The organism is Marisediminicola sp. UYEF4 (assembly GCF_040546025.1).
GTDB lineage: Bacteria > Actinomycetota > Actinomycetes > Actinomycetales > Microbacteriaceae > Marisediminicola.
The window spans coordinates 1-20,268 of record NZ_JBEPNA010000006.1 but is presented as its reverse complement, the minus strand read 5'-3'; the positions used below and the strand labels follow the sequence as shown (position 1 = coordinate 20,268).

At 67.3% G+C, this 20,268-nt stretch carries 18 protein-coding genes; 14 read left to right on the top strand and 4 right to left on the bottom strand.

Annotation, left to right across the window (positions count from 1 at the left end; translation table 11 throughout):
- Nucleotides 1-310: 310 nt before the first annotated feature.
- From ABIB15_RS07775 to ABIB15_RS07765, 3 genes are all read left to right on the top strand, one after another.
- The gene (locus ABIB15_RS07775) at nt 311-1,996 is read left to right on the top strand and encodes an ABC transporter family substrate-binding protein (RefSeq protein ID WP_354476654.1); all 1,686 of its coding nucleotides are present in this window, start codon (nt 311-313) and stop codon (nt 1,994-1,996) included.
- Nucleotides 1,997-2,117: 121 nt separating this feature from the next.
- Nucleotides 2,118-3,653: an ABC transporter permease gene (locus ABIB15_RS07770; protein WP_354476652.1), complete on the top strand. Its 1,536-nt coding sequence runs from the start codon at nt 2,118-2,120 to the stop codon at nt 3,651-3,653.
- Between the two features lie 2 nt (nt 3,654-3,655).
- On the top strand, nt 3,656-4,795 hold the full coding sequence (locus ABIB15_RS07765) for an ABC transporter permease (protein WP_354476650.1): 1,140 nt from the start codon (nt 3,656-3,658) through the stop codon (nt 4,793-4,795).
- 8 nt (nt 4,796-4,803) lie between these two features.
- Here the strand turns inward: ABIB15_RS07765 and ABIB15_RS07760 are convergent, their stop codons facing one another.
- Nucleotides 4,804-5,415 (bottom strand): PH domain-containing protein, encoded by a 612-nt coding sequence (locus ABIB15_RS07760; RefSeq protein WP_354476648.1) that lies wholly within the window; start codon nt 5,413-5,415, stop codon nt 4,804-4,806.
- A 71-nt stretch (nt 5,416-5,486) separates the two neighbouring features.
- Here ABIB15_RS07760 and ABIB15_RS07755 point away from each other — a divergent pair, with 71 nt between their 5' ends.
- From ABIB15_RS07755 to ABIB15_RS07720, 8 genes are all read left to right on the top strand, one after another.
- A complete protein-coding gene (locus tag ABIB15_RS07755) occupies nt 5,487-7,187 on the top strand; it encodes a dipeptide ABC transporter ATP-binding protein (RefSeq protein ID WP_502908926.1) in 1,701 nt (566 codons plus the stop codon).
- 84 nt (nt 7,188-7,271) lie between these two features.
- Nucleotides 7,272-9,056, top strand: coding sequence for an ABC transporter family substrate-binding protein (locus tag ABIB15_RS07750; RefSeq protein ID WP_354476644.1), 1,785 nt, complete (start codon nt 7,272-7,274; stop codon nt 9,054-9,056).
- Nucleotides 9,057-9,273: 217 nt separating this feature from the next.
- Nucleotides 9,274-11,193: a translational GTPase TypA gene (typA, locus tag ABIB15_RS07745; protein ID WP_354476641.1), complete on the top strand. Its 1,920-nt coding sequence runs from the start codon at nt 9,274-9,276 to the stop codon at nt 11,191-11,193.
- 348 nt (nt 11,194-11,541) lie between these two features.
- Nucleotides 11,542-11,991, top strand: a complete 450-nt coding sequence (locus tag ABIB15_RS07740) for a hypothetical protein (RefSeq protein ID WP_354476639.1) — start codon at nt 11,542-11,544, stop codon at nt 11,989-11,991.
- 135 nt (nt 11,992-12,126) lie between these two features.
- Nucleotides 12,127-13,302 carry a PIG-L family deacetylase gene (locus tag ABIB15_RS07735; RefSeq protein ID WP_354476637.1) on the top strand — a complete coding sequence of 392 codons (1,176 nt, stop codon included), beginning with the start codon at nt 12,127-12,129 and terminating at the stop codon, nt 13,300-13,302.
- Nucleotides 13,299-13,628, top strand: coding sequence for a ferredoxin (gene fdxA, locus ABIB15_RS07730; RefSeq protein ID WP_354476635.1), 330 nt, complete (start codon nt 13,299-13,301; stop codon nt 13,626-13,628). Before ABIB15_RS07735 ends, fdxA begins: the two co-directional genes overlap by 4 nt.
- 11 nt (nt 13,629-13,639) lie before the next feature.
- Nucleotides 13,640-14,749, top strand: a complete 1,110-nt coding sequence (gene dapC / locus ABIB15_RS07725) for a succinyldiaminopimelate transaminase (RefSeq protein ID WP_354476633.1) — start codon at nt 13,640-13,642, stop codon at nt 14,747-14,749.
- 57 nt (nt 14,750-14,806) lie between these two features.
- Nucleotides 14,807-16,105, top strand: coding sequence for a citrate synthase (locus ABIB15_RS07720; protein ID WP_354476631.1), 1,299 nt, complete (start codon nt 14,807-14,809; stop codon nt 16,103-16,105).
- Here ABIB15_RS07720 and ABIB15_RS07715 read toward each other — a convergent pair.
- Both ABIB15_RS07715 and dapD read right to left on the bottom strand, forming a co-directional pair.
- A complete protein-coding gene (locus tag ABIB15_RS07715) occupies nt 16,102-16,653 on the bottom strand; it encodes a hypothetical protein (RefSeq protein WP_354476629.1) in 552 nt (183 codons plus the stop codon). The two genes, ABIB15_RS07720 and ABIB15_RS07715, sit on opposite strands and share 4 nt — an antisense overlap.
- 97 nt (nt 16,654-16,750) lie before the next feature.
- Nucleotides 16,751-17,689 carry a 2,3,4,5-tetrahydropyridine-2,6-dicarboxylate N-succinyltransferase gene (gene dapD, locus ABIB15_RS07710; protein WP_354476627.1) on the bottom strand — a complete coding sequence of 313 codons (939 nt, stop codon included), beginning with the start codon at nt 17,687-17,689 and terminating at the stop codon, nt 16,751-16,753.
- Between the two features lie 42 nt (nt 17,690-17,731).
- On the opposite strand from dapD, the gene dapE reads away from it, so the two are divergent.
- Both dapE and ABIB15_RS07700 read left to right on the top strand, forming a co-directional pair.
- Entirely contained in the window at nt 17,732-18,829 is a 1,098-nt protein-coding gene (dapE, locus tag ABIB15_RS07705; protein WP_354476625.1) for a succinyl-diaminopimelate desuccinylase, read from the top strand.
- Nucleotides 18,830-18,937: 108 nt separating this feature from the next.
- A complete protein-coding gene (locus ABIB15_RS07700) occupies nt 18,938-19,114 on the top strand; it encodes a DUF3117 domain-containing protein (RefSeq protein WP_161885777.1) in 177 nt (58 codons plus the stop codon).
- A gap of 8 nt (nt 19,115-19,122) precedes the next feature.
- On the opposite strand, the gene ABIB15_RS07695 is transcribed toward ABIB15_RS07700, so the two are convergent.
- Complete coding sequence (locus ABIB15_RS07695) at nt 19,123-19,755, bottom strand: O-methyltransferase (protein ID WP_354476623.1); 633 nt, start codon at nt 19,753-19,755, stop codon at nt 19,123-19,125.
- Between the two features lie 65 nt (nt 19,756-19,820).
- On the opposite strand from ABIB15_RS07695, the gene ABIB15_RS07690 reads away from it, so the two are divergent.
- On the top strand, nt 19,821-20,177 hold the full coding sequence (locus ABIB15_RS07690; protein ID WP_354476622.1) for a sec-independent translocase: 357 nt from the start codon (nt 19,821-19,823) through the stop codon (nt 20,175-20,177).
- Nucleotides 20,178-20,268 lie beyond the last annotated feature (91 nt).

Sequence of the window (20,268 nt, the reverse complement as noted above, 5' to 3'; positions counted from 1 at the left end):
CGATTCCGTCATTATCGGGCGATTTGGCGCGTGATTTCCTTGGGCCAGACAAAATTCCTGCGATATCGTCACCACTGTGTAACGTTTTCGTGTTGCAGTAGGAGGAGCGGTCCACCGTGCTTAGGGTCGACATAATCGAGTCGGCGATAGCACAGTCACCTGCGTGATCGTCCGCTCACTTCGCACAGGAGGAAAATTGAAGATCACACGAATCGGGGCAGCAGTAGCCGCAGTCGGTGTCGGTGCGCTTGTTCTGTCCGGTTGCACTGCGCCAGAAGAGGCGGACAGTGGACTCGAAGAGGGAACCAGCGTGAATATCGCGTGGAACCAGGCGTTCTACTCGTACAACGGCAACACGTCCTTCGGTAACGCGACCGCGAACAACAACATCACGTCGCTCACCCTCGGCGGCTTCAACTACTACAACAACGTTCCCGAGCTCGTCACCGACCCGTCCTTCGGAACCTACGAGCTCGTCTCGGAAGACCCGCAGGTCGTCGAGTACACCCTCGCCGAGGGACTCGAGTGGTCGGACGGAACGCCGCTCGACGCGACCGACCTGCTGATGTCGTGGGCCGCGAACTCCAACGCGTTCAACGACGCCGAGTTCGACGCGAGCGAGTTCCAGGACCCGGAGACGGGACAGCTCAACGAGGACTTCCCGGAAGATCAGGTCTTCTTCGACGCCGGCGGCACGAGCCTCGACCTCGTCACCGAGACGCCCGAGGTCAGCGAAGACGGACGCTCCATCACGCTGACGTACGACGCACCGGCGATCGACTGGGAGATCCTGCTGCCGCCGCCGCTGCCGGCTCACGTCATCGGCAAGAACGCCCTCGACATCGAGGACAACGCCGAAGCCAAGGACGCCGTCCTCGCCGCGATCCAGGACAAGGACACCGCGGCCATGGCGCCCATCTCGGCCGCGTGGAACTCCATCTTCAACTTCCAGTCGCTGCCAGAGGATCCCGAGCTGTACCTGAGCTCCGGCCCGTACGTCATCTCGGCGTTCGAAGCGGACCAGTTCATCACCCTGGTCGCGAACGAGAACTACAAGGGCGACAACAAGCCGAAGATCGAAGAGGTGACGATCCGCTTCATCCCGGACCCTCTCGCCGCGGTCTCCGCGCTCGAGAACGGTGAAGTGGACGTCATCAGCCCCCAGGCCACCACCGACGTCGTCGCCGGCCTCGAAGCCATCGACGGCATCGAGATCATCACGGGCATCGAGGGAACTTACGAGCACGTCGACCTCCAGTTCGACCAGTCGAAGAGCGGACACTTCAACAACCCGCTCATCCGCGAGGCCTTCCTGAAGACGCTCCCGCGCCAGGCGATTGTCGACACGCTCATCGCACCCATCACGGGTGACGACGCGGCCGTGCGCAACTCGCAGATCTTCGTGCCCGGAGCCGACGGTTACGACGACTCCGTCACGAATAACGGGTCGGACGCCTATGCCGAGGTGGACATCGAGGGAGCCAAGGCGCTCCTCGCTGAAGCCGCAGTCACCGCTCCCGAGGTCTGCCTCCTGTACGCGTCGAACAACCCCCGCCGCGTCAACGAGTTCGCGCTCATCCAGGACTCGGCCAACCAGGCCGGCTTCAACGTGACCGACTGCGGCAGCGAAGACTGGGGCGGCCTCCTGGGCACCCCCGGCGCCTACGACGCCTCGCTCTTCGGATGGCAGTCGACCAGTACGCTGCCGACGAACTCGTCGCCGACGTTCCGCACCGGTGGAATCAACAACCTGACGTTCTACTCGAACGCCGAGGTTGACGAGCTGCTTGACGAGCTCGACGTGACCTTCGACGAGAAGCGCCAGATCGAGATTCAGCAGGAGATCGACGCACTGCTGTGGGCGGATGCCTACGGTGCGACGATCTTCCAGTTCCCGGGAGTGACCGGTGTCAGTGACCGCATCGTCGGTGTCGACCCGGGACCGATCGCGCCGACCATCTTCTGGAACGTGTGGGATTGGACCGTCAGCGAGTAACTTGACACCAGCGGTGTCAGTAACGCTCGTCTAGCGAAGTTCGAAACAGGCGCTGGGGTCACCTTCGGGTGGCCCCAGCGCCTGTATCCCCCGATTCCAAGAGAAACGGCTCACGTCTTTCATGGCCACTTTCATCATCCGCCGCCTCATCGCGAGCTTCTTCGTCCTGCTGGCCGCGACGTACATCATGTACGTGCTCACCGCCCTCGCGGGCGACCCGCTCGAGGACCTCCGCACCTCCACCGCACCGAACGCTCTCCAGCTCATCGAGGCGCGCACCCAGCTGCTCAACCTCGACGTCCCGCCCTACCTGCGCTACTTCATCTGGCTTTCGGGCGTCGCCGGATGCTTCGTGGGCAACTGCGACTTCGGTGTGAACGTCCAGGGCCAGGACGTCACCATCCAACTCGCCCAGGCGCTCGGCCAGACGCTGCAGCTGGTCACGACCGCCTCTCTGCTCGCCATCATCGTCGGACTCGCGATCGGGATCACGACCGCACTCCGGCAATACTCCGGGTACGACTACACGGTCACGTTCTTCTCGTTTCTCTTCTTCTCGCTTCCGATCTTCTGGGTCGCCGTGCTGCTCAAGCAGTTCATCGCGATCGGGTTCAACGACTTTCTCCGCGACCCGGAGATCCCTCCCGTCGTCATCGCCGCCTTCTCGGTGATTGCGGCGCTGCTCTGGTCGTCGATCCTCGGCGGAAACACGCGCAAGAGGATCATCGTCGCCGTCGTCGCCGGCGCCTCCACCGCGGTCACCCTCGCCTACTTCAACCTCGCCGACTGGCTCAGCGATCCGAGCCTCGGCATCGTCGCCGTCGGCCTCACCGCGATCGGGATCGCCTTCGGCATCACCGCCATCTCGACCGGGCTGCGCAACCGCCGCGCGCTGTACGGATCCCTGGCAGTCGCCGTTCTCGCGATCGTGCTCTACTACCCGCTCAAGTTCTACGTCTTCCCCCTCATGAGCCTCGGCCTGTTCCTCGGGATGCTGGTGCTGACGGTCGCGTTGACGGGGGCCGTGGGGTTCGTGATCGCGAGGCGCGACCGGTGGCAGGCGTTCCGCACCAACGCGCTCGTGGGCCTGCTCGTCATCCTGGTGATGAGCCTCGACCAGTACATGTCGTTCTGGGAGGCGTACTCCGACTCGAGCCGCATCCGGGGCCGGCCGGTCGCGACGGTCGGGGCGTTCACGCCGAATCTCGGCGGGAACTTCTGGATCCAGGGGATCGACTCGTTCACGCACCTGCTGCTGCCGACGATCGCGCTGATCCTCGTCTCCCTGGCGAGCTACACCAGGTACTCGCGGGCGACGATGCTCGAGGTGCTCAACCAGGACTTCATCCGCACCGCGCGGGCGAAGGGGCTCACCGAGCGCACCGTCATCGTGCGCCACGCCTTCCGCAACGCGCTCATCCCGATCGCGACGATCGTCGCCTTCGACATTGGGGCTCTCGTCGGCGGCGCGGTGATCACCGAACGGGTCTTCGGCTGGACAGGCATGGGACAGCTGTTCGTGAAGGGCCTCGAGGCGACCGACCCGAACCCCGTCATGGCGTTCTTCGTCGTGACCGGCACGCTTGCCGTTCTCTTCAACCTCGTGGCTGACCTCGTGTACGCCGCCCTCGACCCACGAATCCGGGTAAACGCATGACCATGTCGCAGCAGCCCGAGACGTCCGAACCGACGCCGACCGTCACCGACGCGGAAAACAACGCCCAGCTCAAGGAGGTCGCGGGTCTCAGCCAGGGGCAGATCGTCCGCCGCCGGTTCTTCCGCCATAAGGGGGCCGTCGCGTCGATGGCCGTGCTCACCTTCGTCGTGATCCTGGCCTTCACCTCGGTGGGTCTCTCGATCGGCGACTGGCGCGTTCTCGGCTGGTGGCAGTGGAACTGGTCGCAGCTCGCGCCGGTGCAGAACCGCACCGTACCCACGATGACCCTCGTGCCCCAGTTCTTGGGGGGACCTGGCATCAACATCGGCGACCACCCGTTCGGCCAGGACGAGGTCGGACGTGACACCTTCGCCGTCGTCATGCGTGGGGCGCAACAGTCCCTCATGGTGATGGTCATCGTCGGGCTCGTCGCCACGACGATCGGCACGGTGCTCGGCGCGGTCGCCGGCTACTACCGCGGCCTGACCGATTCGATCCTGATGCGCTTCACCGATGTCATCATCACCATCCCGGTGATCGTGATCGGGGCAGTGCTCGGGAGGGCGTTCGGCAACTTCGGAGCCGGAGTGCTCGGCGTCGTCATCGGCCTGTTCGCGTGGACGGGCCTCGCCCGACTGGTGCGTGGTGAGTTCCTGAGCCTCCGAGAACGCGAGTTCGTCGATGCCGCCCGTGTGGCCGGAGCGTCGGACACCCGGATCATCTTCCGGCACATCCTCCCGAACGCCGTCGGCGTCATCATCGTCAACACGACACTGCTGATGGCCGCCGCGATCCTGCTCGAGACGGCCCTGAGCTATCTCGGATTCGGTGTGCAGTCGCCCGACACGTCGCTCGGCAAGATCATCAGCGACAACCAGGCGGCATTCTCGACCAGGCCCTGGCTGTTCTGGTGGCCGGGCCTGTTCATCGTGATCATCGCCCTGTGCATCAACTTCATCGGCGACGGACTGCGCGACGCCTTCGACCCACGCCAGAAGCGCCTGCCGAACGCGCGGGCTCTCGCCAAGTCCGCCGGCCTCGACCGCGCGGCCATCGAGGTGTCCACGCGCGGCGAGGGCCGCGGCGACGCGGGAGTGCCCCAGCCGGACAGGCCGGACACCCCGCCGACCCGGGACCGCTGATGCGGTCCCTAGGGCAGCCAGACGCCGAGCGCGCTCAGTACAACGAGGACCGCCGTCGACACGAGGAGCGGGAAGTGCAGGCGGATGCGGGCCGTTCCGGGCTCGACGCCCGCGAGCAGCCCGGCCTCGAGCAGCTCGTCATACCGCTGGCGGATGATGTACGCCGCTGCGCCCGACTCGCTCGCGGGCAGGTCGCCCGGGCGGATCGAGCCGCCGACCCCCAGCATCCGGCGCGGCAGGAAGCCCACCGATCCGAGCGTCGCCGAACTCGACGCGTGCCGGCCGGGCGCCGGCGCCGCCCAGACAGAGAACACACCGATGGTCGTATAGAGCGTGAGGGCGTACTTCGTGTCGACACGCTCGATCGCGGGCCACGGCAGCTCGATCGTTCGGAACACGTTGCGCACCATCAAGCCCTGGGTCTCGATCCGCAGCTGCGGCTGCCAGAACAGCGTCCAGGCCAGGACCGCGAGCAGCAGCAACGGCCAGACGTAGCGCGTGATGGCCGACACGTCGCCGGTGGCGACGAGACCGCCGACACCGCTGAGCGCGACCGCGATCGTGACCGCCGAAAGCCATCGGCCGTACCTCAGTCGAAACGTCACCGGCGCTTGATCCATGACTCCAGCTTCGCAGAATCGACTCCACCCGATGCGCCCCTCGCCTCGGTAGGAAAGGAAACCTCGTGACCATCACCCCCGCTGCGCCCGTCACGCCGGACGTCGTCCAGGCCGAGACCGTGCTGAAGGTGACCGACCTCGGCGTCGACTTCTGGGTCGACGGCGAGTTCTACCCCGCCGCGATCGACCTGAACTACGACGTCAAGCGCGGCGAAGTGCTCGCGATCGTGGGCGAATCCGGCTCGGGAAAGAGCTCGAGCTCGATGGCGCTCCTCGGCCTGCTGCCACCCAACGCGCGCGTCTCCGGATCCATCGAACTGCTCGGGCGGGAACTTCGCGGCATCCCCGAGTCGGAGCTGCGCACCGTGCGTGGCGGCTCGATCGCCGTGATCTTCCAGGAGCCGATGACCGCGCTCAACCCGGTGTACACCGTCGGTTTCCAGATCGTCGAAGCGGTGCGCAGCCACTTCGACCTCGACCCGACCGATGCGAAGGAGCGCGCGATCGAGCTGCTCCGCAAGGTCGACATGCCCGAGCCGGAGCTGGCGTTCCACAAGTACCCGCACCAGCTGTCGGGTGGCCAGCGCCAGCGCGCGATGATCGCCCAGTCCATCTCCTGCGACCCGGTGCTGTTGATCGCTGACGAGCCGACGACGGCGCTCGACGTGACGGTGCAGGCGGAGATCCTCGATCTTCTCCGGAGCCTGCGCCACCGCCTCAACAGTGCGATCATCCTCATCACCCACGACATGGGCGTTGTGGCCGACCTCGCCGACAAGATCCTGGTCATGAAGGACGGCGTCGGCGTCGAGGCCGGCAGCGCGCTCGACATCTTCGGACGCCCGCAGCATCCGTACACCCAGCAGCTGCTCGCCGCCGTTCCCCACCTCGGCATGGGCATCGAGGTGACCGAGCGCGCGGCGCCGTCCCATGTGGGCGTCGAGCCGATCCTGCACTTCGAGGACGTGGCGATCGACTACCCGAAGCGGGGGCGAATCCCGGCCTTCAGGGCGGCGAAGGAGATCAACCTCAAGATCTATCCCGGCGAGATCGTCGGCCTCGTCGGCGAATCCGGCTCGGGCAAGACCACCCTCGGGCGCGCCGCTGTCGGCCTGCTTCCCATCGCGGCGGGCAAGCTCACCAGCGTCGGAACCGACATCTCGTTCGCGACGCGCAAGGACCTTCGTCCGCTGCGCCGCAAGACGGGGATCGTCTTTCAGGACCCGGCATCCTCCCTCAACCCGCGGATGCCGATCGGCGAGAGCATCGGCGAGCCGCTGTTCCTCGCCGGGGTCGCCAAGGGCGAGGAGCTCGGCCACCGCGTCGAGGAACTCCTCGCGTCGGTGGAGCTGCCGCGCAGCTACCGCAACCGGTACCCGCACGAGCTGTCCGGCGGGCAGAAGCAGCGCGTGGGCATCGCCAGGGCGCTCGCCCTCACCCCGCAGCTCCTCGTCGCGGACGAGCCGACCTCGGCGCTGGACGTGTCGGTCCAAGCGCGCTTCCTCGACCTGCTGCAGGGCCTGCAGGCCGAGCTCGGCTTCGCCTGCCTGTTCATCAGCCACGACCTGGCGGTCGTCGACATCCTCGCCCACCGCATCGCGGTCATGCACCGGGGCCGACTGGTCGAGCAGGGGAGCAGGAACGAAGTGCTGCGCACGCCCCGCGAGGAGTACACGCGCCAGCTCATCTCCGCCGTGCCGCTGCCCGATCCGATCGCGCAGCGCGCCCACCGCGAGAAGAGGGCAGCGGGTCGCATCAACGAGGGACTGTAGGAGCGCCGCGGCAGGCGCTCGTCGACCTGAGGTTGGCTGATCGCGTTCGCGCGTCAGCCGCCCGGCTGTCACACTTGACAGGCAATGACGAACAGGCGGCGCGCGCTCCAGATCCTCGCGACGGGTCTCGCTGCGGTTCTCCTGCTCGTCGGATGCACGGGCCGGGGCGTCGCCGAGGGCACCGAGGTGACCGTCGCCGTGAGAGCGCCGTTCAGCTCCTACAACGGCAACACCTCATACGGCAGCACCCCCGCGAACTCCTCCGTGATCACGGCCACGAACTCGCGATTCTTCGCCTACGACGAGCGGTCCGAGCTCGTGCCCGACGAGTCGTTCGGCACGGTCAGGGTCGACTCGGAGGAGCCATTGACCGTCACGTACACGATCGCCGACGGGGTCACCTGGTCAGACGGGGTGCCGGTGGATGCCGCCGACCTTCTGCTCGCCTGGGCCGCGAACTCCGGGGTGCTCAACACCCCCGGATTCGACGACGGGCCGTTCCTCGACGTCGACACCCAGCAGTACACCGACGACTTTCCGGCCGACGTCGTGTTCTTCGACGGGTCGTCGGGCGACGGCCTCGAGCTCGTCACGTCGACGCCCGAGATCGGCGACGGCGGACGCTCGATCACACTCGTCTACGACGAGTACTTCGTCGACTGGCGCCTCGTATTCGAGGTGGGGGTCGCCGCCCACGCGGTGGCGGGGGAGGCCCTCGGGGTCGACGACCCGGACGCGGCCAAGCGGGCGATCGTCGACGCCGTTCAGGATGCCGATGGCCAGGGCCTCGCCCGCATCTCCCGTTTCTGGAACTCGGGATTCAACGTCACCCAAGACCCGCCGGACCCCGCGCTGCTCGTCGGCACCGGGCCATACACGCTCGCTGAGAGCGACCCGGAGCGCACGATTCTCGAGGCGAACCCGAACTACCGCGGCGCCAACGCGCCCACCTACGAGCGGGTGGTCCTGCGCTACATCGGCGACCCGCTCGAGGCGGTCGCGGCCCTGGCCGACGGTTCCGTCGACGTTGTCGCGCCGCAGGCGACCGCCGACGTCGCCGCGGCGTTGAACGCCATCGAGGGGGTCACCGTCGAGAGTGGCTTCGACGCCACCCACGAGCGCCTCGACCTGCAGGTCGCGAACGGCCGCAACGAGACGTTCGACGACCCGCTCGTGCGCACAGCGTTCCTCAAGACGATCCCGCGCCAACAGATCGTCGACGAACTCGTGGCCCCGGTGCACGCTGACGCCCAGGTGCGCTCCTCCCACGTCTTCCTCCCCGGCACGGACGACGACGCCCAGGCGGCGCAGCGCAACGGGTCAGCCGACTTCGGCCGCCCCGACGTCGCCTTGGCGAAGCGGCTGCTCCGGCAGGCCGGGGCCGTCGCGCCCGAGGTGTGCATCCTCTTCGATCCGGCGAACCCGCGCCGCGTGAGCGAGTTCGAGCTCATCCAGTCCGCGGCAGCACAGGCGGGGTTCCGGGTGACCGACTGCTCCAGCCCCACCTGGCAGGAACTGCTCGGTCTTCCCGGCGAGTACGACGCGTCGTTGTACGCGCTGCGCGCCTCGAATCTCGCCGTCACGGCGGCACGCGCCTCGTTCGCCTCGACCGGGGGAGTCAACAACACGAGCTTCTACTCCAACCCCGAGGTCGACGCCCTCCTCGCCGAGTTGAGACGGGAGACGGACGCCGCGGAGCAGACCCGCCTCCTCGCCGAGATCGACCGGCTCGTCTGGGCGGATAGCGCCGGGATGCCGCTGTACCAGTTCCCGTCGATCACGGCGTTCCGGACCGGCGTCACCGGGGTCACGCCGTCGCCGCTCGCCGCCGGAGTGCTCTGGAATGTCTGGGATTGGACGCCCGCGTAAGAACGCGGAACGGGGGAGGGGCGCGCCCCGGATGCGTCTCGCAGGCGGATATCGCTCGGGCGCGGTAGACTACGGGGTGCAGGGCACCGGAGCCGTGATCCTGCACACCCCATAGATCCCATCCCAGCGCCCGCTGGTTGCTGCTCCTGCCCGATCGCGCATAGCCCCGATCGCGGCGAGCAGCCAGCCGCCTCAGCAGTCAAGGACTCATATACGCATGGCCATTGCCACTCGCAAAGACCTCCGCAACGTCGCAATCGTCGCCCACGTAGACCACGGCAAGACCACACTGGTCGACGCCATGCTCAAGCAGACGAACTCGTTCGACGCCCACTTCGAGGGCGAGGACCGCATGATGGACTCGAACGACCTCGAACGCGAAAAGGGCATCACGATCCTCGCGAAGAACACGTCGATCCTCTACAACGGCATCCACGCCGAAGAGCACGGCGCCGGCGGCCCGATCATCATCAACGTCATCGACACCCCCGGCCACGCCGACTTCGGTGGCGAGGTCGAGCGCGGCCTGTCCATGGTCGACGGTGTGGTTCTTCTCGTCGACGCGAGCGAGGGCCCCCTTCCGCAGACCCGCTTCGTGCTGCGCAAGGCGCTCGAGGCCAAACTCCCCGTCATTCTGCTTGTCAACAAGACCGACCGCCCCGATGCGCGCATCGACGAGGTCGTCGCCGAGAGCCAGGATCTGCTCCTAGGCCTCGCGAGCGACATGGCCGACGACGTTCCCGACCTCGACCTTGACGCGATCCTCGACGTTCCTGTCGTCTTCGCGTCCGGCCGCAACGGCGCCGCGAGCTGGAACAAGCCCGAGAACGGCACGATGCCCGACAACGAGGACCTCGAGCCCCTCTTCGACGCGATCCTCAAGCACGTTCCCGCGCCGACCTACGACGACGAGCACCCCCTGCAGGCGCACGTCACCAACCTCGACGCGAGCCCGTTCCTCGGACGCCTCGCTCTGCTGCGTGTCTTCAACGGCACGATCAAGAAGGGGCAGACGGTCGCCTGGGTCAAGCACGACGGATCCGTCTCCAATGTGAAGGTCACCGAGCTGCTCATCACGAAGGCGCTCACCCGAGTACCCGTCGACAGCGCGGGCCCCGGTGACATCGTCGCCGTCGCCGGATTCGATGACATCACGATCGGCGAGACCCTCGCCGACCCCAACGACGTGCGCCCGCTGCCGACCATCAAGGTCGACGACCCGGCGATCTCGATGACGATCGGTACAAACACCTCGCCGATCATCGGCAAGGTCAAGGGCCACAAGCTCACCGCCCGCATGGTCAAGGACCGCCTCGACCGCGAACTCGTCGGTAACGTCTCGATCAAGCTCGTCGACATCGGCCGCCCCGACGCCTGGGAGATCCAGGGCCGTGGCGAGCTTGCTCTCGCCATCCTCGTCGAGCAGATGCGCCGTGAGGGCTTCGAGCTCACCGTCGGCAAGCCGCAGGTGGTCGTCAAGCAGGTGAACGGCAAGGTGCACGAGCCCTTCGAGCACCTCACGATCGACGCGCCGGAGGAATACCTCGGCGCTGTCACGCAGCTGCTCGCCGCCCGCAAGGGCCGCATGGAGGGGATGAGCAACCACGGCACCGGCTGGGTCCGCATGGAGTTCATCGTCCCGTCGCGCGGCCTCATCGGGTTCCGCACCGAGTTCCTGACCATCACGCGCGGTGCCGGCATCGCCAACGCCGTCTCGCACGGCTACGAGCAGTGGGCCGGCGAGATCATCACCCGCGTCAACGGCTCGATCGTGGCCGACCGCGCCGGCTCCGCCACCCCGTTCGCCATGGTCGCCCTGCAGGAGCGCATGTCGTTCTTCGTGGAGCCCACCCAGGAGGTCTACGAGGGCATGGTCGTCGGAGAGAACTCGCGCGCCGACGACATGGACGTCAACATCACGAAGGAGAAGCAGCTGACCAACATGCGCCAGTCGACGTCCGATTCGTTCGAGCGTATGACCCCGTCGCGCAGGCTCACCCTCGAGGAGTGCCTCGAGTTCGCCCGCGAGGACGAGTGCGTCGAAGTGACGCCCGAGTTCGTGCGCATCCGCAAGGTCGAGCTCGACGCCAACGCGCGCCAGCGCAAGACCTCGCGCCTCAAGAAGCAGAACGCGTAACCCGTACGCGGCGGCAGCAGTACCGGGCGGGGTCCCTCACGGCGACATCCGGAGGGGTCCCGCCCGCTCTCATGTCGCACCGGCGCGAGCAGGCTGCGGTTCATGTAGCTGGTTTAGTTGCCTCCCCCGGTGTGGCCTTGTCGCCAAAGTCGGAACCCGTCGCCGGTCGCCCGGATGCGCGGCGTCGAACCCCGGTATCCCGGCACCGGCGGGCGACCCGCGGATGCTGGGTCCAGGCAGTTCCGACTTTGGCGACACCTGGAGCCGGGATCAGCCACCCCACATCGTTCACACAATCAGCACCGATACGCTGGGTTCCACGCCCCCGCCACACCATCGGAGACCTCCATGCGCACACCGCGCCGCCGCATCGCCGTTGCCCTCGCCATTGTTCTCACCCTCGCCGCAGCCCCCGTGCTCACCGGCTGCGTCGGCCAGGTCGAGGGTGTCATCGAGAACGTCACGGGGGGAGAGGTCGATCTGGGCGGCCAGAGCGTGCCGGAGGACTTTCCGGCGGACGTGCCCATCACCGACGGCGACGTGGTCTACGGGGTCTCGGCCGGCAGCGCCGACGGCAAGGTCTGGAATGTCACGGTGAGCGTCGCCGACGCGACCGCCCTCGACACGATCAAGCTCGAACTCGAGGATGCCGGCTTCACCACCCGCCTCGAGGGCCCGGCGAACGCGGACGGCGGCACCCTCGCGGCCGACAGTGCAGCGTACGGCGTGCTCGTCGCGGTCACGAACGGCACCGATGGTTTCGTGGCGAACTACACCGTCACAGCCAATCCCGCCTGAGCGGCCCACTGCTCAGCACCGGTAGTCTGGATTCGCGGGTCAGAGCCGAATCGGCCCACGAATATCCAGGAGTGAACGTCGATCATGTGCCCTGTTCCTCCGCCTGAGTTCGCGCCGCCGGTGGGGCCTGAGCGGGTGCTGTTCGTGCACGCGCATCCCGACGACGAGACCATTTCGACCGGCGGCACGATCGCGCGCCTCATCGACGACGGCACCGCGGTGACCGTGCTCAGCTGCACGCGCGGGGAGTGCGGCGAGATCGTCCCGCCCGAGCTCCAGCACCTGCTCGGCGACGGTGACGCGATCGCGGTCCACAGGGAGACCGAGATCGCCGAGGCGATGAAGATTCTCGGCGTGACCGACCACCGTTGGCTCGGCGGCCGCGATGCCCGCATGGTCGACCGCGACCCCCGCAGGTACCGGGATTCCGGAATGGTGTGGGGCGGGTTCGGCCCGGAGCTCGGCCCCGACCTGCCCGCCGATGCCCTGTGCGTGGCGGATGCTGGAGAGGTCGCGGCCGACATCGCGACGGTCATCGCCTCGGTCGGCGCGACCGCCGTGGTGAGCTACGACGCGAACGGCGGGTACGGGCATCCGGACCACATCGCGGCGCACTCTGCCGCGCGTCACGCCGCCCGTGTCATGAACGTGCCCTACTACGAGATTGTGGCGCCGGGCACCCTGCGACCGCAGGATCTCTCCGACCCCGACGTGAGCGTGGTGGACATCGCCCCCGTCCGCGCCCGCAAGCTCGCGGCCCTGCGCGCCCACCGCAGCCAGCTCACCGTCGACGGCGACCGCATCGTCATGTCGGGCGGCCAGATCGACGAGATCGGCAGCGTCGAGGCGTTCCGGCGGGAGGGGCACCCGGTCGCGCACCGCGACTGGTCGGACTACAGCCGGCGGGCGCGCGTTCTCGCCTGCGCCCTGGCCGTCGTCGTCGGCGCCACCCTCGGCGCCCTCGGCACGGTGAATCACCAGGTCAGCGTCGACCTGTTCGGCGCGAGTGGCCCGATCGGCCTGGTGCTCGGACTTCTCGTTGTCACGGCCACACTGGCCGGGCTGCGCCTGATCTTCGACAACCGCGTCGTCGTCGGATTCGCCTCCGTCGCGCTTCTCGTCGTGATCGCGGTCCTGGCGGCTGAAAGCACCGGCGGTTCTGTGCTCATTCCGGACTCGACGATCGCCTACGGCTGGCTCTACGGTACCGTCATCGTCGTCGCGGTCGTGCTCGCCTGGCCGAAACTCTCCCATCCGAGGCGCGGTAACATTGTCGGTAGTACACAACCGAAGGGATTCACCTCACCGTGACCTACGTTATTGCCCTCCCGTGCGTCGATCTGAAGGATCGAGCGTGCATCGACGAGTGCCCCGTCGACTGCATCTACGAGGGCGATCGCATGCTCTACATCCATCCGGATGAGTGCGTCGACTGTGGTGCCTGCGAACCGGTGTGCCCGGTCGAGGCGATCTACTACGAAGACGACACCCCCGAGCAGTGGGCCGACTATTACAAGGCCAACGTCGAGTTCTTCGACGACATCGGCTCCCCGGGTGGCGCGGCCAAGGTGGGCGTCATCCACAAGGACCACCCGCTCGTTGCCGCACTGCCGCCGCAGCCTGTCGGCGTCCAGTAACCCGGCCCGGCGTGGCCCTGTCGCTTCCCGAGTTCCCGTGGGACGCCCTCGTACCTTTCGGTGACCGCGCGCGCGCACATCCCGACGGCATCGTCGACCTCTCCGTCGGCTCGCCCGTCGACCCGACGCCCGCCGTCATCCGGGACGCGGTCATCGCCGCCGCCGACGCGCACTCCTACCCGCAGACCGCGGGAACGCCCGCGCTGCGCGAGGCAATCGTCGCCTGGTTCGCCCGCCGCCGCGGAGTCGAAGGCCTCAGTGCCGCGCAGGTGCTTCCGACAATCGGATCGAAGGAACTGATCGCCGGCCTCCCGCTGTGGCTCGGGCTCGGCGCCGGCGATGTTGTTGTGCAGCCCCGCACCGCCTACCCGACCTACGCGATCGGCGCCGCCCTCGCCGGCGCGACCGTGCACGCGGGCGACGACCCGGCTGAGTGGCCGGAGGCCACCCGCCTCGTCTGGCTGAACAGCCCCGGCAATCCGGATGGCCGGGTGCTCGGGGTCGACGAGCTGCGCGCGGCCGTCGCGCGTGCGCGGGAGCTCGGCGCGGTCATCGTGAGCGACGAGTGCTACGCCGAACTGGCCTGGGACGCGCCGTGGGGCGGGTCGCCGACGCCCAGCATCCTTGACCCCGCGGTGCTCGCAGGGGACCTCGGCTCGGTGCTCGCCGTCTATTCGCTCAGCAAGCAATCGAACCTCGCCGGCTACCGCGCCGGGTTTGTGGCGGGTGACCCCGACCTTGTCGGTGAGCTGCTCGCCGTTCGCAAGCACATCGGCCTGATCCCGCCCGCGCCCGTGCAGGCGGCGATGGTCGCCGCGCTGTCTGATGACGAGCACGTCGCCGAGCAGCGCGAGCGCTACCGCGGGCGCCGCACCGTGCTGAGGGGTGCGCTCGAGCGGGCCGGTTTCACCATCGATCACAGCGAGGCGGGCCTGTACCTGTGGGCGACGAGGGGCGATTCGGCCTGGACAACGGTCGGCGAGATGGCGGCGCTCGGCATCCTCTGCGCACCCGGAACCTTCTACGGAGTCGAGCACTCCCGGCACGTTCGGTTCGCCATCACGACGACCGATGAGCGCATCGCGGCCGCCGCGAACCGTTTGGCGGCATCCTCCAACTGAATCGCTGATTCCTTAGCGGTTGCGATCGTACCTTCCCGTGGCATTTAGGCTGTAGGGGTGACTGACGCCGCTACGAACAACGCCGACAAGGCCACGCTCCACTATCCGGGGGGCACGGCGGAGTTTCCGATCCTGCGAAGTGTCGACGGGGCGTCGAGTATCGACATCTCAACGTTCACCAAGCAGACCGGCTATACGACCATCGACCAGGGTTTTGTGAACACCTCGTCGACGAAGAGCAAGATCACCTATATCGACGGCGACAAGGGGATCCTGCGCTACCGCGGATACTCGATCGAGGACGTAGCGACCAACTCGACCTACCTCGAGGCCGCCTTCCTTCTCATCTACGGCAACCTTCCGACCGCTGACGAGCTCGGCGAATTCGACGAGAAGATCCGTCGCCACACGCTCCTGCACGAGGACCTCCGCCGATTCTTCGACGGTCTGCCGTCGAGCGCGCACCCGATGTCCGTGCTCTCGAGCGCAGTATCGGCCCTCTCGACCTACTACGAGGAGTCCTCGAGCGTGCATGACAAGGAGCAGGTGGAGATCTCGACGATCCGTCTGCTCGCGAAGCTGCCCGTGATCGCCGCTTACGCCCACAAGAAGAGCCTCGGCCAGGCATTCCTGTACCCGGACAACTCGCTGAGCTTCGTCGACAACTTCCTCAAGCTCAACTTCGGCACGATGGCCGAGCCGTACGAGGTCAACCCCGTCGTCTCGAAGGCGCTCGACCGCCTCCTCATCCTGCACGAAGACCACGAGCAGAACGCCTCCACGTCGACCGTGAGGCTCGTCGGCTCGACCCAGGCGAACATCTTCTCGTCCATCTCGGCGGGAATCAACGCGCTCTACGGACCGCTGCACGGCGGGGCGAACGAAGCCGTGCTCAAGATGCTCGGCGAGATCAAGGACTCGGGCGAGAGTGTCGAAAAGTTCGTCGAGCGGGTCAAGAACAAGGAGCAGGGCGTCAAGCTCATGGGCTTCGGGCACCGCGTCTACAAGAACTTCGACCCCCGGGCAAAGCTCGTCAAGGAGAGCGCCGACGAGGTGCTCACCGCGCTCGGCGTTCAGGATCCCCTGCTCGACATCGCGAAGGAGCTCGAGGCGGTCGCGCTGGCCGACGACTACTTCATCGAGCGCAAGCTCTACCCCAACGTGGACTTCTACACCGGGGTCATCTACAAGGCCATGGGATTCCCGCCGCGCATGTTCACCGTGCTGTTCGCCATCGGCCGACTGCCGGGCTGGATCGCCCACTGGCGCGAGATGAATGAAGACACGAACACGAAGATCGGCCGCCCACAGCAGCTCTACGTGGGCGAGCCGGCACGCGATTGGCCGGTTCGCTAGAACGGGATCGTGGTGACCGACAGGCTCACGTTGCGGAAGGATGCCGAGCTGAAGCCGGTTGCAGAAGGGAAGCATCGCAGCCCCAGGGTGATGTCGGGGAGGCTGAAGGTCGTCTCTGCGCGGTAGCTCGCCCAGTCCTGACCCGCGCGAACCGGCTCCGGGTCGTCGAAGAGGAACGCAGTGGTGCCGTTGCCGTCGACGACGCCGCAGCGCAGCTCGACCGGTTGCCAGGCGCTGTCGAGGCGTGCCTCGAAGGCGTACCGTACGACGTACTGTCCGGGTCGCACGGTGAGGTTCGCAACCGCGATCGCCGACCCGGGTTCCAGCACCGCGGTGTGGGCGACGGCGTCGACCTCGGTGACGAAGTCGGGGCCGCGTTGGCCGTTCGCCGAGGACCGCAACGGCCACGCGTTCGTCGACACCGCCGGGTTCGCGGCCCCGCCGGTCTCGGGATCGACGTCGTTGCCCGCATCGGCGATCGCGGCCGACCCGCCGACCAGTCCGAGCGCGACGACGGTTGCGAGAACACGCATCCGCCGTCGGTCCATGACACAGGAGCGTACGCTGCCAGGCTGCACGCGCGCCGCGCTCGGCCGCCCCTCGGGCGCACGCCCCTCGGGCGCACGGCCCACGGGCGCACGGCCCTCAGGCGTGCAACGCCGCGTTGAGCTCGATTCCGCGGCCGGAGCGGGCGAAGGCCTCGACAGCCCCGGTGGCGGAGTTGCGACGGAACAGGAGACCGGGCATCCCGCTCAGTTCGACCGCCTTCACGGTCTGTCCATCGACCGTGCCGACGAGCGACACCTTCGTGCCGGCGGTGACGTACAGGCCCGCCTCGACGACGCTGTCGTCGCCGATGGAGATGCCGATGCCGGAATTCGCCCCGAGGAGGGCGCGCTCGCCGACGAAGACCCGCTGGGTTCCGCCGCCGCTGAGGGTCCCCATGATCGACGCGCCGCCGCCGACATCCGATCCGGCGCCGACGACGACGCCCTGGGAGATGCGCCCCTCGACCATCGATGAGCCGAGCGTGCCGGCGTTGAAGTTGACAAAGCCCTCGTGCATCACGGTGGTGCCGGGGCTGAGGTAGGCGCCGAGGCGCACGCGCGACGCGTCGGCGATGCGCACCCGGTCGGGCACGACGTAGTCGAGCAGTCGGGGAAAGCGGTCGAGGCCGGTGATCGAGATGCCGTGGCGCTGCAGCGACGGCCGCAGGCGGGCGTAGTCGTCGGGATGCATGGGACCGGCGGTCGTCCAGGCGACGACCGGAAGGTGGCCGAAGATGCCATCGAGGTTGATGGAGTTCGGCGCGACGAGCAGGTGGCTGAGCAGGTGAAGCCGGAGGTACGCGTCGGGGGTGGATGCCGGGGCGGCGTCAAGATCGATCTCCACCGTGATGAAGTCCACGCGGGCGTTTCGTCGGTCGTCGCCGCCGAGAAGCGGCTCGAGCGCGGCGGGTGCGATGTGCCGGTCCCGGCCGGGCGGAACGGCGCCGAGAGCAGGGGAGGGGAACCACGTGTCGAGCAGCGTCCCGTCGTTCGAGATGGTCGCAAGTCCGTAGCCCCAGGCCGCACGTTCAGTCATGCCTCAAGGTTACCGATAGCCGCTCGCGGTAAACTCGCCCACATGCGTTCAGCCGATCCGACGATTCCCGTTCTCGACCTCTCGGCATCATCAACCGACCTGACCAGGCAACTCTGCGACATCGAATCGGTCTCCGGCAACGAGAAGACCGCGACGGATGCCATCGAGGCGAGCCTCGCCGGGCTCGACCACCTCGAGCTGTTCCGCAACGGTGATGCGCTCGTCGCGCGCACCAATCTCGGCCGCGACCGCCGCGTCGTGATCGCCGGGCACATCGACACCGTGCCACTCAACAACAACTTGCCGACCAGGTACGAGAGCATCGACGGTCGAGACTACCTGTGGGGCCGGGGCACGGTCGACATGAAGGCCGGCGTCGCCGTGCAGCTGAAGCTCGCCGCCGAGCTCACTGCGCCGATCGTCGACGTCACCTGGATCTGGTACGACCACGAGGAGGTATCGGAGTCACTCAACGGGCTCGGGCGCCTCGCGCGGGAACATCCGGAGCTCCTCGAAGGGGACTTCGCCATTCTCGGCGAGCCGACCAATGCGCAGATCGAGGGCGGCTGCAACGGCAACCTGCGCGCCGAGGTGCGCACGTTCGGCCTGCGCGCGCACTCTGCCCGGGCGTGGGTCGGCCGCAACGCCATCCACGACGCGGCACCGATTTTCATGGCGCTCGCCGCCTACGTGCCGCGTGAGGTCGAGGTCGAGGGGCTGGTCTACCGCGAGGGCCTCAACGCGGTGGGAGTCACCGGTGGGATCGCCGGCAACGTCATCCCCGACGAGTGCATGGTGCACGTGAACTACCGTTTTGCGCCGAGCCGCAGCGGGGCACAGGCCGAGGCCCACGTGCGGGAGATCTTCGACGGGTTCGAGGTCACGATCGTCGACCTCGCCGAGGGTGCGACGCCCGGACTCACTGACCCGCTCGCGCAACACTTCCTCGAGGCCGTCGGTGGCGAGGCGAAACCGAAGTACGGCTGGACCGATGTCGCGCGCTTCTCGGCGCTCGGCATGCCAGCTGTGAACTACGGGCCCGGCGATCCGCTCAAGGCGCACGCCGACGACGAGAGGGTCGCTCTCGACCAGATCGAGGACTGCGAACGGGGCCTGCGGGCCTGGCTGGCCGGCTCCTAAGCAGGGTTCGCCTACGAGCGCTCGGTCAACTCGTGTGGACCGGCCTCGTTTTCGGGTTCAGCGATTCATACGAGATAATGGAACATATTCCACGAAAGGGGATCCATCATGGCAGCCATGAAGCCGAGGACCGGGGACGGACCAATGGAGGCTGTTAAGGAGGGGCGCCTCATTATCGTGCGCGTCCCGCTCGAGGGTGGGGGACGCCTCGTCGTTTCGGTGAACGATGCCGAGGCCATGGAATTGCACGACGCGCTCGCTGGAGTCGTCGCGGCGGCCAAGTAGCCGCCGGGCTAGTCGCCCCGCTTGGTCAGCTGTAGCAGCCCGTCTCCGACGGGGGACAGTGCACTGATCACGGCGTCCGATCCCGCGATCTCCTTCAGGAGAGTGCGATACCCGACCGTTGTGTCGTCACGTTTCGCGGGATCGGCGACGCGTCCTCGCCAGAGGGCGTGGGTCACGAGCACGGTGCCGCCGGCACGCACCAGGCGCAGCCCGTGCTCGACATACTCGATGACGGCACCGGGATCGGCATCGATCAACACGATGTCGTAGGAGCCCTCGTTCATCCGAGGAAGCACGTCGAGCGCGCGACCGGTGATGAGCCGAACCCGGTTGCCGGGAATGCCCGCCTCGAGGAACGTCTTGCGTGCCTCCTGCTGGTGGTCGGCCTCGATGTCGATCGACGTCAGCATCGCGCGGGGCGCCCCCTCGAAAAGCCACAGGCCGCTCACGCCGACTCCGGTGCCGATCTCGATCATGCTCGTCGGGTTCGTCGCGGCGGCGACGACGGCGATCTGGGCGCCCACGGCGGGCGACACTGCGTCGACTCCGAGTTCGATCGAGTGCAGTCGCGCACTGGCGATGTCCGCGCTCTCACTGACGAACTCTTCGGCAAAACGCCAGTTCGAGTCTTTGTCTGACACGTAGGTCTCCTTGGTCATCTCAAGCGTACGGGCAGGCTTCAGTGATCCGGCGATAGTCTGAACGCATGTTCGGATTGACGATCGACAAGCTGCTGATCCTGGCCGTTGTCGCCGTGTTCCTCCTCGGTCCGGAGCGACTGCCGCACTATGCCGCGCAGTTTGCTCGTCTCATCCGTTCGCTGCGCAAGATGGCCGATGGGGCCAAGGACCGCATGCGCGAGGAGATGGGCCCGGACTTCGACGAGGTCGACTGGAAGAAGCTCGACCCGCGGCAGTACGACCCGCGCCGCATCATCCGCGAGGCGCTCGTCGATGAACCGGAGCCCGTGAAGGTGCGTCCCCCGGTGGAGTCCGCTTACGCGAGGCGTCAGCGGTTGCTCAAGGCCGCGCAGCCGGCACCGTTCGACTCCGAGGCCACCTAGGTGCGTGGGTCAGAACTTTCTGGTTAACGCGCCGAGGTGAATCCGGTGGGCAGTGCGCGGCGCTGGGAGAATCGGTTCATGTTGGTGACTG

Bases quoted from the DNA above. Each gene is read 5' to 3' on its own strand.
- dapD (WP_354476627.1), bottom strand. From the start codon at position 17,689: ATGACTGAACGTGCGGCCTGGGGCTACGGACTTGCGACCATCTCGAAC.
- ABIB15_RS07700 (WP_161885777.1), top strand. From the start codon at position 18,938: ATGGCAGCCATGAAGCCGAGGACCGGGGACGGACCAATGGAGGCTGTT.
- ABIB15_RS07690 (WP_354476622.1), top strand. From the start codon at position 19,821: ATGTTCGGATTGACGATCGACAAGCTGCTGATCCTGGCCGTTGTCGCC.
- typA (WP_354476641.1), top strand. From the start codon at position 9,274: ATGGCCATTGCCACTCGCAAAGACCTCCGCAACGTCGCAATCGTCGCC.
- ABIB15_RS07765 (WP_354476650.1), top strand. From the start codon at position 3,656: ATGTCGCAGCAGCCCGAGACGTCCGAACCGACGCCGACCGTCACCGAC.
- ABIB15_RS07750 (WP_354476644.1), top strand. From the start codon at position 7,272: ATGACGAACAGGCGGCGCGCGCTCCAGATCCTCGCGACGGGTCTCGCT.
- ABIB15_RS07760 (WP_354476648.1), bottom strand. From the start codon at position 5,415: ATGGATCAAGCGCCGGTGACGTTTCGACTGAGGTACGGCCGATGGCTT.
- dapE (WP_354476625.1), top strand. From the start codon at position 17,732: ATGCGTTCAGCCGATCCGACGATTCCCGTTCTCGACCTCTCGGCATCA.
- ABIB15_RS07770 (WP_354476652.1), top strand. From the start codon at position 2,118: ATGGCCACTTTCATCATCCGCCGCCTCATCGCGAGCTTCTTCGTCCTG.
- ABIB15_RS07740 (WP_354476639.1), top strand. From the start codon at position 11,542: ATGCGCACACCGCGCCGCCGCATCGCCGTTGCCCTCGCCATTGTTCTC.
- ABIB15_RS07715 (WP_354476629.1), bottom strand. From the start codon at position 16,653: ATGGACCGACGGCGGATGCGTGTTCTCGCAACCGTCGTCGCGCTCGGA.